This is a genomic window from Pseudomonas sp. Irchel 3F3 (genome assembly GCF_900187545.1).
Classification (GTDB): Bacteria; Pseudomonadota; Gammaproteobacteria; order Pseudomonadales; family Pseudomonadaceae; genus Aquipseudomonas; species Aquipseudomonas fortuita.
Genome location: NZ_FYDS01000004.1, coordinates 436,537 through 448,992, shown reverse-complemented (window position 1 = coordinate 448,992; position 12,456 = coordinate 436,537). Strand labels below are relative to the sequence as shown.

The following is a 12,456-nucleotide window of genomic DNA, read 5'->3' as shown; positions in this document are numbered from 1 at the left end:
AATGAAAAAACTGCTTCTGGCGGCAGGCCTGCTGATAGCGGGTGCTGCCCACGCCGACGAACGCGACCTGTGGATGTTCGCCCAGTGGGCCGGCGACCATCAAACCCGTCCCTTCCGTGAAATGCTGGTGGATGCCCGTCTTTACGGTGTTGTGCCTATCCATCAACTGCTGCGTTCGGCCTCGGACTGGAAGCTGTGTAGAGCGTCTCCTTTTGCCGTACCGCCTACCGGCAACTGGCCGGCTGTGCGCTCCACCCTTTCGCTGATCAAGATGCTGAACGACCAAGGCATCCTGCGCCAGTTCGAGGTGGTTTCGGCCTACCGCGACCCTCGTCTGAATACGTGCGCAGGCGGTGCTGCCAACAGCGCCCATACCCGCGCCTTCGCCGTCGATATCCTGCTGCCGGCCTGGACCGACCCCAATCCGCTCTGCCGTTTCTGGCAGCAGCATGGCCAGGCCTGGAGCATGGGCCTGGGGCGCTACCCGTCCGGGCGGATCCATCTGGATACCGCTGGCTATCGCACCTGGGGCGGCGATGGTAGCGCGGGGTCGTCGTTCTGCCTCAAGCCCAAGTGAGCCAGGCAACGCTGGCATTCGCCCATTACCCACTCTGTGAAGCGTTGGCGCTTGCCGCTGTCGTTCAGAGGCTGTGGGCTGAGCAGGTGGTAGGCCGAGCCATCACGCACAAAACCGAACGGTGCCTGCAACTGCCCGCTGTCGAGTTCGTCGCGCACCATCAGGGCTGAGGCCATGGCCAGGCCCAGGCCAGCGCTGGCGGCCTGGATAGACAGGTAGAAGTGCTCGTAGTCGCTGCGTTCGTTACGCCGCGCCTGTTGGCCGCTGTGTCGCAGCCAGGTGCGCCAGGCGCCAGGGCGGGTGGCGCTGTGCAGCAGGCGTTGGCCGTCGAGCTGAGTGGAGGCGGTGGGGTGGCACACCGGGCCGATCCATTCATCACAGATTTTCTGGTTATACAGCTGGTTGTCCCAGTGGAAATCATCGCGGCGGATGGCCAGGTCGACACCGCTGCGGGCGAAGTCCAGTGGGCCGCCGGCGGCCACCAGGTGCAGCTGCAGGTCGGGGTGGTCGGCATGGAAGCGGGGTAGGCGCGGGATCAACCAGCGCATGGCGATGGTCGGCTCGCAGGACAACACCAGCACATTGTCGCGGGCCTGTTGTTGCAAACGCTGCACGGCACCTTCGAGCTGTTCGAAAATCGCCTGGGTGGTGCCTTGCAGGGCACGGCCGGCGGGGGTGAGGAAGATGGCCCGGTTACGGCGCTCGAACAGCTCCACGCCAAGGCTTTCTTCAAGCAGGCGTATTTGCCGGCTGACCGCGCCGTGGGTGACGTGCAAGTGCTCGGCGGCGCGCACGAAGCTCTCGGTCTGGGCGGCGATGTCGAAGTAGCGCAAGGCGTTGAGCGGCGGCAGTTTCATGGCATCCCTTTTGGCCTGTGCCGGCCTCTTCGCGGGCATGCCCGCTCCCACAGGTAATGTGCTTTTCTCAGGTGTGGTGGGGTCCCTGTGGGAGCGGGCGTGCCCGCGAAGAGGCCGGCACAGGCGTTATTTTTCTGTGAAAAAAACTATCAGATATGCCTCACTATAAATCGATTTTTCCTGGTTCATAAGCCCTCGATAATCCCCAGGCCTGTGCATTTTCATAGCCTATCGAGAGCCATCAGCATGACCGAAATCATCGCCGTCGCCCTGTTCACCTTGCTCGCCGTCATCAGCCCTGGCGCCGATTTCGCCATGGTCACCCGTAGCAGTTATGCACAAGGCCGCAAGGCCGGGCTGGCCGCTGCGATGGGTATCGCGTTGGGTGTCCAGGTGCACGTGTTGTACACGGTGCTGGGCATTGCCGTGATCATCAGCCAGAGCCCCGCGCTGTTCCTGGCCATGAAAGTGCTGGGGGCGGGGTACCTGATCTACCTGGGCTACAAGTCGCTCACCAACACTCAGCGCATCAACCTCGAGGGTGGCAGTCAATCGACCGCCAGCGTGCTGCAAGCCCTGCGCACTGGCTTTCTGACCAATGCCCTGAACCCCAAGACCATGCTGTTCGTTATCAGTGCTTTCACCCAGGTGGTGCAACCAGGCAGCCCCCTGGCACTTGATTTCGCCTACGGCGCATTCATGTCCTTTGCCCACTGGTTGTGGTTCAGTCTGGTGGCGGTGTTTTTCTCAAGTGCCGTTTTGCGCAAGGCGATGATCGACCGGCAAGCGCTGGTGGACCGAGTCATCGGCCTGGCGTTGATCGGCCTTGGGCTGGCGGTGGCGGTGACGGGGATTCGTTGAAGGGCGATTGCATGTTGAGGGTAACTGCTTGCTCCAACTGAAAGCGTGTCAGCTTTTTCGCAGGCAAAGAAAAAGGGCTTACCTTGCGGTAAGCCCTTCGTCTTGTTTGGTGGCTACACAGGGACTTGAACCCCGGACCCCAGCATTATGAATGCTATGCTCTAACCAACTGAGCTATGTAGCCGATGGCGCGCATTATTCTCTTGAACGGGCCCTCTGTCAACACTCATTTCAAAAAAAATTTGCACGCTTTCAAAAACTTAGCCGCCGGGCGTGGTTTCAGCGCACCACAAGCCAGTGCCCGAGCACGCCTTGAAGCTGCAGATGCTGGGCCGCCGCCAGAGTTTGCAAGCTTTCGCCAGGCCGGTCGAGGTTGAAATTGCCGCTCACGCGCCGATGGGCCATTTGTTCATCCAGTATCCATAACCGCTGCCCCTGGTAGGCGGCAAGGCGCTTTAGCACCTGCCCCAAAGGCATGTCGGTGGCTTTCAGGCGGCCGGTGCGCCAGCTGTCAGCGGTTTTCAGGTCAGCTTTGTGCACCGGGCCAATGCGGGTGTCATCGAAGGTGACCTGCTCACCGGCCGATACCATGCGCTGTTCACCCCCTTGGATAACCATGGCCTTGCCACTGAGTACGACAAGTTCATCATGACCGGCATGGCGGGCTACCTGCAGGCGGGTACCGAACACCTGGATGCGGGCGTTGCCCACTTCCACTTCCATGGCCCGCCCGTCGAGCACGACTTCCAGGAACACCTGGCCCTGCACCAGGTGCAGCTGACGGGTGCGGCCGCGCAGGTCGACGTTCATTGCGCTGGCGCTGTCCAGGTTCAGGGTCGTGCCATCAGCCAGGCGTGTGCTGCGCCGCTCGCCCACATCGGTGTGCAGCTCGCTGGCCAGGCGCTGCATCAGCGGCCAGTAGAGGTAGGCCGCCGCGCCCAACCCGAGCAGAAACACAAGCGCCAACCATTTGCCCTGGTGGCTGCGGCGTTCATTTACGTGCCGTGGGCGGGGGCGGGCGGGGGGTGGTTGCAGCTGTTGCCAGAAAGTCTCCAGCTCGGCATAGGCATGGGCGTTGTCTGGTAGCTGGCACCAGGCTGCAAATGCCTGGCGCTGGGTGTCGTCGCAACCGGGCTGGCGCAACAGCGAGAACCACTCCAGCGCTTCCTGCTGTGGGTCGGGCTGCAGCTGCTTGGCGGGCATCGGGCTCATGGGGTCGGTCTGCTCACGATAGGGGCCGTTTCGCCCAACGATGACAGGGATATAAGTCGAGGATGCTAATTATATTGAGAACCATTTTCAAGTACGTTGCGACAGAGGGATAAAAAAGGTAGCTATGTATCTATTTGTTTCCCGATAATCGGATCCCAAACTGCGGACGGAGATTCAGGCACATGGCCACCAGTAGCGCCTCCCCGGCGTCCACCAGCGCAGCGGCGAGCCAAGCGACGCCGCTGGTAATGCGCATCATCGGCTTCTGCGCCCTGGCGCACTTGATCAACGACCTGATCCAGTCGGTGCTGCCGGCGATCTACCCGATGCTCAAGGCCAATTACGACCTGAGCTTCGCCCAGATCGGCCTGATTACCCTGACGTTCCAGATCACCGCTTCGCTGCTGCAACCCTGGGTCGGCTTTTTTACCGACCGCCGGCCAACGCCGAACCTGTTGCCGCTGGGCACCTTGTGCACGTTGGTGGGCATCGTGATGCTGGCCTTCGTCGGCAGCTTCCCGATGATTCTGCTGGCCTCGGCGCTGGTGGGGATCGGCTCGTCGACGTTCCACCCGGAAACCTCGCGTATTGCGCGCCTGGCCTCTGGCGGGCGCTTCGGCCTGGCCCAATCGACTTTCCAGGTTGGTGGCAACACCGGTTCTGCTCTGGGCCCACTGCTGGCGGCGGCCATCGTCATTCCGTTCGGCCAGACCCACGTGGCCTGGTTCGGCCTGGCCGGTTTGTTCTTCCTCGGTGTAACCCTGATGCTGCGCAGCTGGTACAAGGAACACCTCAACCAGGCCAAGGCGCGCAAGGCGGTGCAGGCCACCCATGGCATTTCCCGCAACCGGGTGATCGCGGCGCTGATCGTGCTGGGCCTGCTGGTGTTCTCCAAGTACTTCTACATGGCCAGCTTCACCAGCTATTTCACCTTCTACCTGATCGAGAAGTTCGATGTGTCGGTGGCCAGCTCGCAGTTGCACCTGTTCCTGTTCCTGGGGGCAGTGGCGGCGGGCACGTTCTTTGGCGGCCCGATCGGGGACCGCATCGGGCGCAAGGCCGTGATCTGGTTCTCGATCCTGGGGGTGACGCCGTTCACCTTGGCGCTGCCGTATGCGGACCTGTTCTGGACCACCGTGCTGAGCGTGGTGATCGGCTTTATCCTGGCCTCGGCGTTTTCCGCGATCGTGGTGTATGCGCAGGAACTGGTGCCGGGTAGCGTGGGCATGATCGCCGGCATTTTCTTCGGGCTGATGTTCGGCTTTGGCGGCATTGGGGCGGCGCTGCTGGGGTATGTGGCGGACCTGCGCGGTATCGAGTATGTGTACGGGCTGTGCTCGTTCCTGCCGTTGTTCGGGTTGCTGGCGGTGTTCTTGCCGTCTACAGGTAAACGCTGAAATTGCTGGGGGCTGCTTTGCAGCCCATTCGCAGCACAAGGCTGCTCCTACAGGCAGCACGCGCTCGTTGTAGGAGCAGCCTTGTGCTGCGAATGGGCCTCGTAGAGGCCCCTGGCCGATTGACTACCCCCCCTTGAGGTAGCTAGAGTGCCGCCTCTTTTTACCCACCACCTGCGTAGTAGCCAAAGCAATGCGCCGTAACCCGTCCCTCCCACATGCCCGCCAGCCTGCCCTCCAGGCCCTGCGTCGTGCCTGGCCGAGCGACACGGTGCTCAAGCGTCGCCGCAGCGTGCTGTTTGCCTTCACCTTCTCGCCACACCTCGCCTGAACTGATCTGCGCTTTTGCGTCGCTCGCCCCCCGGCGTGCGCGCCTGTGTCTGCACGTCTTTCTGGTTTGCAAGGAGTGGTACATGAACATGCGTTTGCTGGCGGGCCTGTTGTTCGCCGTTTCTGTCGTGGGCTTCAGCCTGGGGGCCAGCCTGCCACTGGTGTCGTTGCGCCTGCATGAGGCCGGGGCCAGTACCCTGGAAATCGGCATCATCTCGGCCATTCCCGCTGCGGGCATGATGCTCTCGGCGTTCCTGGTCGACGCCTGCTGCCGCCACTTCACCCGGCGCACCATCTACCTGCTGAGTTTCAGCCTGTGCACCGTCAGCATCGCCTTGCTCGAGTCGGCTTTCGCCTCGCTGTGGCTGCTGGGGCTGCTGCGCCTGGGCCTGGGGCTGGGGATGGGCATCGCCATCATCCTCGGCGAGTCGTGGGTCAACGAACTGTGCCCTGATCACAATCGCGGCAAGATCATGGCCCTTTATGCCACCAGCTTTACCGGCTTCCAGGTACTCGGCCCGGCCATGCTCGCGGTGCTGGGCGCCAACAGCCCGTGGATCACCGGTGTGGTCACCGCCTGCTATGGCCTGGCGTTGCTGTGCATCGTGCTGACCGTACCCAATGATCATGTCGAGCATGAAGAGGGCGACAAGAGCTTCGGCCTGGCGGGGTTCTTCCGCGTGGCACCGGCGTTGTGTGTGGCGGTGCTGTTCTTCTCGTTCTTCGATGCGGTGGTGCTGTCGCTGTTGCCGGTGTACGCCTCCAGCCATGGCTTTGCCGTGGGCGTGGCGGCGCTGATGGTGACCGTGGTGTTTGCCGGCGACATGCTGTTCCAGCTGCCGCTGGGCTGGTTGGCCGACAGGGTGGAGCGCACCGGGCTGCACCTGGCGTGCGGGCTGGTGGCGATGTCGATTGGCATCGGCCTGCCGTGGCTGCTGAACATGACCTGGCTGCTGTGGCCGCTGCTGGTGGTGCTTGGAGCGGTTGCGGGGGGCATCTATACCCTGGCGCTGGTGCTGATCGGGCAACGTTTCAAGGGCCAGGACCTGGTCACTGCCAATGCCAGCGTGGGTTTGCTGTGGGGGGTGGGTAGCCTGATCGGACCGCTGGTCAGTGGCGCTGCGATGGATGTGGCCCCGCATGGCCTGCCCATGGCGCTGGCGCTGATGGCCGGGCTGTTCGTGTGCTTTGCCAGGCAGTCATACCGGCGCCATGGGCGGATGCGGCCAGTGGCGGACCGATAACTGCAGGAGGTAGCCGGTCAGACAGACGTTCACGCCGCGCCGATGCTTACCCAATAACGCGTGCGGTAGTCGATACGCACCGGCAGGCTGCGGGTGAGCAGCTGCAAAATCTGACGGGTGTCGCCCAACTGATAGGTACCTGACACCTTCAAATTCGCCACCTCAGGGGCGCAGCGCAACAGGCCGGGGCGGTAGCGGGCGAGCTCTGCGGCAAACTCGGCCAGTGGCATTTGCTGCACACTGAGCACCCCGTCGGTCCAGCCCCACGGGTCGCTGTGCAGCGTCACCGCGTGAATACTGCCATTGGCCCCCACCTGCACGGTTTCGCCCGAATGCACCTGCCGCGGCGAGGGCGATGTGGGGAACAGCGTGACTGCACCACGGCGCACCGCCAGCAGCAGGCCCTGGCTGTTTTCGCGCAGCAGCACCTGGCCGTTGAGGGTGGTCAGCGGCCCGACGCGGGTGTCGATGTGGAACGGGCGAGTGTCGTTGGGGTTGCTGTCCAGGCTGACCTCGCCACGTACCAGTTCCAGCTGGCGTTGCCCGGCGCTGTAATGCAGGTCGATAGCGCTGGCTGTGTTGAGCTGTATGTGGCTGCCATCGCTGGCTTGCCACTGGCGCCGTTCACCTGTGGCGGTGCTGCTGTCGGCCAGCAGTTGCGGCAGGCCCATAGGTTCGCGCATGGCCCAGCCCAGGCTGCCGCTCACGGCCAGCAGCGCCAGTAGCTTGAGGTGGTCTCGTCGGCTGCTGCGCTGGCGCTGGCTGCCGTCCAGGGTGCGCCGGCTCAGGTCCTTGGGCAGCCCGGCCAGTTCGTCGCCCAGTTGGCTGACCCGTTGCCAGGCCAGCGGGTTGTGCGGGTGGCTGGCCAGCCAGTGCTGGAATTGCTGCTCAGTACGGGGGGTGGGGCGGTCGAAGCGCAGCTTCACCAGCCAGTCGATGGCTTGGTCGACCTGTGCCTGTGCCGGGGCGTGCTCATGCATCGGCGTAACGCAACCGGTAGCAGACACCCAAGGCTTTGGCCAGGTCCCGCTCGACGGTGGCCCGCGACACTTCCAGCTGCTGGGCGATCTGCACGATGCTCAAGCCGTCCAGTTGAGCCAGCAGAAACGCCTGGCGAACACGCGGCTTGAGCTGGTTCAGGGCACGGTCGAGGCGGTCCAGGGCATCGAGAATGACCAGCCGGTGCTCTTCGCTGGGTGCCTCGGCTTCGGGCAGGTGGGCCAGACTTTGCTGGTAGGCGTGTTCCAGTGCGCGACGGCGGAACTGGTCGATCATCAGGCCACGGGCGATGCTGCTGAGATAGGCGCGTGGCTCTTTAAGCGGCGAAACCTGGCGGGCCCGCAATAGCCGCACGAAGGTGTCCTGGGCCAGGTCGGCCGCATGCTCGCTGCACCCCACCCGGTTGCGCAACCAGCCGCGAAGCCAGCTATGGTGGGCCTGATAGAGCAGAGCGACCTCGGTCGGCTTGAACGTGTCGTTGATCTGCATCGTAACGAGGGCCCGGTCCTGTGAACTGTGCGATTGTGAATAGTTCTCAATTCTATGCGGGGATAACGGCACAGGGCAATGGTATGCCAGGAATTCGCCGCGCAAGAACCGGCGTTTAACCGATGAATGGTTGGGCTAAGCTGGCCCTGCATTCAACCTGTTGGAGGCGCCATGATACTGGCCGACCTTTCACCCGAGGCCTACCGCAAGGCCACTGAATACCTGGCAGCACTCGACCCGGACTGGTCGCGGCACATTGCTGCGACCGGGCCTTGCCTGCACCAGGCCACGCCGGGGCGGGAGCCTTACGAGGCGTTGGTGCGGGCCATTGCCTACCAGCAACTGCATGCCCGTGCTGCCGAAGCAATCCTTGGCCGGTTGCTGGCGTTGTTCCCGGAGAGTGCGTTCCCGACGGCAGAGCAATTGCTGACGGTCAGCCCGCAAATCCTGCGTGCCTGCGGCTTTTCGGCGAGCAAGCTGGCGACGATTCAGGGCATTGCCCAGGCGCGGCTGGAAGGCCTGGTACCAACGCGTGAAGAGGCATTGACCATGGCCGACGAAGCACTGATCGAACGCCTGGTAGCCTTGCGTGGGGTAGGGCGATGGACGGTGGAGATGCTGCTGATTTATAGCCTGGAGCGTTCGGACATTCTGCCGGTGGACGATTTTGGCGTTCGCGAGGGATACCGACGGCTAAAGGGCCTGGACAAAGCGCCGACACCGGCGCAGATGCGCTCCCTGGGCGGCGGCTGGCGGCCGTTTCGGACCGTGGCGGCCTGGTACCTGTGGCGGGCCTGAAGTTTTGCATCGCCTGTACGGGCCCCTTCGCGGGCATGCCCGCTCCCACAGGGACCGCGCAAGGCTCGAACCCTGCAGAGGATCTGTGGGAGCGGGCGTGCCCGCGAAGAGGCCCGTACAGGCGACAACTTATCTGGATGCTAACCCATGAATCTCTACACCACCCCCGACCAACGCTGGCAAGCCGTGGCGTCCCGCGACTCCACCGCCACAGGCCACTTCGTCTACGCCGTACGTACCACGGGCGTGTACTGCCACCCCGGCTGCAAATCTCGCATGGCCAAGCGCACCAATGTCGAATTCTACGACACCCCGGCTGCTGCCGAAGCCGCGGGCTATCGTGCCTGCAAACGTTGTATCAGCAAGGCCAGCGCCGCCCGCCATAGCCAACTGATCACCCGCGCCTGCCGCCTGATCGAAACCATCGACCCTGCGCCCAGCCTCGACCAGCTCAGTGCGCAACTGGCCGTAAGCGCCTTCCACCTGCACCGCTTGTTCAAGGCCGAAACCGGCGTTACCCCCAAGGCCTATGCCACTGCCTTCCGTGCCCGGCGCCTGCGTGAGCACCTGGAAGATGGCCAGCGTTCAGTCACCGACGCCATCTACGATGCCGGCTTCAACTCCAACAGCCGCTTCTACGAAAGCGCCGATCAGCGCCTGGGCATGCTCCCCCGCCAGTACCGTGCCGGTGGCGCAGGGGCCACCATCCACTTCGCCCTCGGCCAGTGTTCGCTGGGGGCGATCCTGGTGGCCCAGAGCGAGAAGGGCATTTGCGCGATTTTGCTGGGCGACGACCCCGAGTCCCTGTTGCACGACCTGCAGGACCAGTTCCCCAAGGCCCGCCTGATCGGCGGCGACAGTGCCTACGAACAGTTGGTCGCCGAAGTGGTGGGCTTTGTCGAAGCCCCGGCACTGGGCCTGGCGTTGCCACTGGATGTGCAAGGTACGGCGTTTCAGGAGCGGGTGTGGCAGGCCCTGCGCGAGGTGCCGGCCGGCAGCCGGGTCAGCTACACCGACATTGCCGAACGAATCGGTGCGCCCAAAGCGGTGCGCGCGGTGGCCATGGCCTGTGCGGCCAACCACATCGCCGTGGCCATCCCTTGCCATCGGGTGGTGCGTCGGGACGGCGATATCAGTGGCTACCGTTGGGGTGTCGAGCGCAAACAGCAACTGCTCACGCGAGAGACGGCACTCTCCTGATAGCCTGAAGCCGCGTAGAATCCCCCGCCAAATCGAGTTGTAAAGAGGATACTTCGATGAGGCGTGTCAGCCTTGCCCGTTTTTGCCCAGGCCTGATGGTCCTGTTGGCCCTGATGCTGGCCATTGCCAGCCCGGCCTGGTCGGCCCCGGCCACGCCATTGTCCAATCTGGTGGCTGCCGATGCGCCAGCGCTGGATGAAAACGCCAGCATCGAACAGCTGAGCGACCGGCTGGACCTGATCCGCCAGGGCGTCACCAGCGAGGCCAACGACGACCTGCTGTCGCAATTGCGCCTGGCGGCGATGCAGGTTCAGCGCCAGGCTGATGCATTGAGTACCCAGCGCACCGCCGACCTGGAAAAACTCGAGGACAAGCTGAAGGTCATCGGCCCGGCCCAGCCGGACGAGGCCGCCACCCTCACGCAGCAGCGCAAAGCGCTGGAGGCCGAAAAAAAGGCGCTGGTAGCCCAGCAGGATCAGGCCACCAAGCTGAATCAGTCGGCTCGCGACCTTTCCACGCAAATCGTCAACCTGCGCCGTAGCCAGTTCAATTCGCAAATCACCAGCCGTGCGGCTTCGCCACTAAGCCCGGCGTTCTGGCAAAGCATCATCCGCCCTACCCAGGACGACGTGGCGCGTGTGCGTGACCTGCGCGGCGAGGCGGCCGATGCCATTGGCAGTGCCCTCAGCGCCGAAAACCGCTGGCTGTTCATTACCAGCCTGGTGGCGGCGATTCTGGTCTGGACCTTGGTGCGCCGTGTGCTCGAGCGTCTGCTGGCCAGTGCCATGGTCGGCTGGTTGCCCGAGGGCCGCTTGCGCCGCAGCGCCTTGGCGCTTGGCGTCAGCCTGGCAACCCTGGGTACCATTGCCGGCTCTGTATCGCTGCTGCGCTGGGGCCTGGAGAGCAGCGCACAGCTAGGCTCCGATATCGCAAGCCTGGTCAACCACATCCTTACCCTGGTGGTGTTCAGCGCCTTCATCACCGGCCTGGGCCGCGCCATGCTGATGCTGCAGCGCCCGTCCTGGCGCCTGCCGCCGATCCATGACGAAGTGGCCAGTGCGCTCGGTTGGTTCCCGAAGGTACTGGCGTTGGCGCTGATGGTCATGATGACCATGGAGCGCATCAACAGCGTCATCGGCGCCAGCCTGGCACTGACTGTGGCGGTCAATGGCCTCACCGCGCTGGTGGTGGCGCTTATCTTTGCCGGCGCATTGCTAGGTTATCGCCGAACCCTGCGCAAGCATGATCTGGAGCGCCCCACTGGCCTGACCGGGCTGATCCCGTTCGTGATGGTGATCTGGCTGACGCTGATCTTGCTGGCCCTGCTCACCGGCTATCTGACACTCGCCTATTTCCTCACCGCCAAATTGCTGTGGGTCAGCCTGGTGGTCACCTGTGCCTACTTGCTGACCACCTTCTTCGGTGACCTGTGCGAAACCTTGCTGTCGCCACGTCAGCCAGGTGGTCTGGCGCTGGCCTCGACCCTGGGCCTGGCGCCTCGCCACCAGGCACAGGCCAGCACTGTCCTGGCCGGCATCGGCCGTACCGTCATCCTGTTCCTGGCGCTGTTGCTGGTGCTGATGCCGTCGGGCACCAGCCCCAGCGAGCTGCTGATGAGCCTGGGCGACTGGGACGGCACCGGCGGCAAGCTGCTTGGCAACCTCAACATCGTGCCGCAGGATATCCTGCTGGCCCTGGCGATCTTCTTCGGTGGCCTGTTCGCCATTCGCGTGGTCAAGCGCTGGCTGAGTGACCGCCTGCTGCCGGAAACCGACATGGACGCCGGCATGCGTGCCTCGCTGGTGACCCTGGTGGGCTACCTGGGCTTCCTGTTCCTGGCCATGCTGGTAATGTCGACCCTGCGCATCAACCTCACCAGCCTGACTTGGGTGGTCAGTGCCCTGTCGGTGGGTATCGGTTTTGGCTTGCAGCAAATCGTGCAGAACTTCATCTCCGGCCTGATCCTGCTCACCGAGCGCCCCGTCAAGGTGGGCGACTGGGTCAGCCTGGCGGGCGTCGAGGGGGATATCCGCCGCATCAATGTGCGCGCCACCGAAATTCAGATGTCCGACCGCTCGACGGTGATCGTGCCTAATTCCCAGTTCATTTCGCAGAACGTGCGCAACGTGACCATGGGCAATGCGCTGGGCGTGGTCGGCATTACCTTGACCCTGCCATTGGAGACCGACGCCAACCGGGTACGCGAGCTGTTGTTGACGGCGTACCACGAGCATGAGGCGATTCTGGATGCGCCCGCCACTTCGGTGTCGTTCAAGGACCTGACTGCCAGTGGCATGGTGATTGGCGTCAGTGGTTACGTGGCGGGGCCGCGGCAGGTGTCAGGCACCCGTAGCGACTTGCTGTTCACCATTCTTGGGCGGCTGCGTGATGAAGGCATTCCGCTGTCTTCGCCGCAGAGCATGGTGCTGGTGCAGGAGGGTACGCGCCCCGCTGACGAGTCGGTGTAAAGAGCGGGGGCTGCTGCGCAGCCCTTT

12 protein-coding genes and 1 tRNA gene are annotated in these 12,456 nt (G+C 63.6%); 8 read left to right on the top strand and 5 right to left on the bottom strand.

Annotated elements, in window-relative coordinates; all coding sequences use genetic code 11:
- The first annotated feature begins 1 nt into the window (after window position 1).
- Window positions 2–577, top strand: coding sequence for a D-Ala-D-Ala carboxypeptidase family metallohydrolase (locus CKW35_RS10765; protein ID WP_016484840.1), 576 nt, complete (start codon window positions 2–4; stop codon window positions 575–577).
- On the opposite strand, the gene CKW35_RS10760 is transcribed toward CKW35_RS10765, so the two are convergent.
- Window positions 517–1,434: a LysR substrate-binding domain-containing protein gene (locus tag CKW35_RS10760; protein ID WP_016484841.1), complete on the bottom strand. Its 918-nt coding sequence runs from the start codon at window positions 1,432–1,434 to the stop codon at window positions 517–519. The genes CKW35_RS10765 and CKW35_RS10760 overlap by 61 nt on opposite strands.
- 246 nt (window positions 1,435–1,680) lie before the next feature.
- Here CKW35_RS10760 and CKW35_RS10755 point away from each other — a divergent pair, with 246 nt between their 5' ends.
- Window positions 1,681–2,295 carry a LysE family translocator gene (locus CKW35_RS10755; RefSeq protein WP_016484842.1) on the top strand — a complete coding sequence of 205 codons (615 nt, stop codon included), beginning with the start codon at window positions 1,681–1,683 and terminating at the stop codon, window positions 2,293–2,295.
- 107 nt (window positions 2,296–2,402) lie between these two features.
- On the opposite strand, the gene CKW35_RS10750 is transcribed toward CKW35_RS10755, so the two are convergent.
- Together CKW35_RS10750 and CKW35_RS10745 are read right to left on the bottom strand one after the other, a co-directional pair.
- A tRNA-Met gene (locus tag CKW35_RS10750) sits at window positions 2,403–2,479 on the bottom strand.
- Window positions 2,480–2,574: 95 nt separating this feature from the next.
- On the bottom strand, window positions 2,575–3,498 hold the full coding sequence (locus CKW35_RS10745; protein WP_095115873.1) for a FecR domain-containing protein: 924 nt from the start codon (window positions 3,496–3,498) through the stop codon (window positions 2,575–2,577).
- A 191-nt stretch (window positions 3,499–3,689) separates the two neighbouring features.
- On the opposite strand from CKW35_RS10745, the gene CKW35_RS10740 reads away from it, so the two are divergent.
- The 3 genes from CKW35_RS10740 to CKW35_RS10735 all read left to right on the top strand — a co-directional run bounded on the left by CKW35_RS10740 (window position 3,690) and on the right by CKW35_RS10735 (window position 6,475).
- Window positions 3,690–4,904: an MFS transporter gene (locus CKW35_RS10740; protein ID WP_016484844.1), complete on the top strand. Its 1,215-nt coding sequence runs from the start codon at window positions 3,690–3,692 to the stop codon at window positions 4,902–4,904.
- 190 nt (window positions 4,905–5,094) lie between these two features.
- On the top strand, window positions 5,095–5,232 hold the full coding sequence (locus CKW35_RS28365; RefSeq protein WP_016484845.1) for a hypothetical protein: 138 nt from the start codon (window positions 5,095–5,097) through the stop codon (window positions 5,230–5,232).
- 82 nt (window positions 5,233–5,314) lie between these two features.
- Complete coding sequence (locus CKW35_RS10735; RefSeq protein WP_095115871.1) at window positions 5,315–6,475, top strand: MFS transporter; 1,161 nt, start codon at window positions 5,315–5,317, stop codon at window positions 6,473–6,475.
- A 29-nt stretch (window positions 6,476–6,504) separates the two neighbouring features.
- On the opposite strand, the gene CKW35_RS10730 is transcribed toward CKW35_RS10735, so the two are convergent.
- Entirely contained in the window at window positions 6,505–7,455 is a 951-nt protein-coding gene (locus CKW35_RS10730; protein ID WP_016484847.1) for a FecR domain-containing protein, read from the bottom strand.
- Window positions 7,448–7,963 carry a sigma-70 family RNA polymerase sigma factor gene (locus CKW35_RS10725; protein ID WP_016484848.1) on the bottom strand — a complete coding sequence of 172 codons (516 nt, stop codon included), beginning with the start codon at window positions 7,961–7,963 and terminating at the stop codon, window positions 7,448–7,450. Before CKW35_RS10725 ends, CKW35_RS10730 begins: the two co-directional genes overlap by 8 nt.
- A 171-nt stretch (window positions 7,964–8,134) precedes the next feature.
- On the opposite strand from CKW35_RS10725, the gene CKW35_RS10720 reads away from it, so the two are divergent.
- The 3 genes from CKW35_RS10720 to CKW35_RS10710 all read left to right on the top strand — a co-directional run bounded on the left by CKW35_RS10720 (window position 8,135) and on the right by CKW35_RS10710 (window position 12,429).
- Window positions 8,135–8,761 (top strand): DNA-3-methyladenine glycosylase, encoded by a 627-nt coding sequence (locus tag CKW35_RS10720; RefSeq protein WP_016484849.1) that lies wholly within the window; start codon window positions 8,135–8,137, stop codon window positions 8,759–8,761.
- A gap of 147 nt (window positions 8,762–8,908) precedes the next feature.
- Window positions 8,909–9,961, top strand: coding sequence for a bifunctional DNA-binding transcriptional regulator/O6-methylguanine-DNA methyltransferase Ada (ada, locus tag CKW35_RS10715; RefSeq protein ID WP_095115869.1), 1,053 nt, complete (start codon window positions 8,909–8,911; stop codon window positions 9,959–9,961).
- 56 nt (window positions 9,962–10,017) lie between these two features.
- Window positions 10,018–12,429: a DUF3772 domain-containing protein gene (locus CKW35_RS10710; protein WP_016484851.1), complete on the top strand. Its 2,412-nt coding sequence runs from the start codon at window positions 10,018–10,020 to the stop codon at window positions 12,427–12,429.
- The last annotated feature ends 27 nt before the right edge of the window (window positions 12,430–12,456 follow it).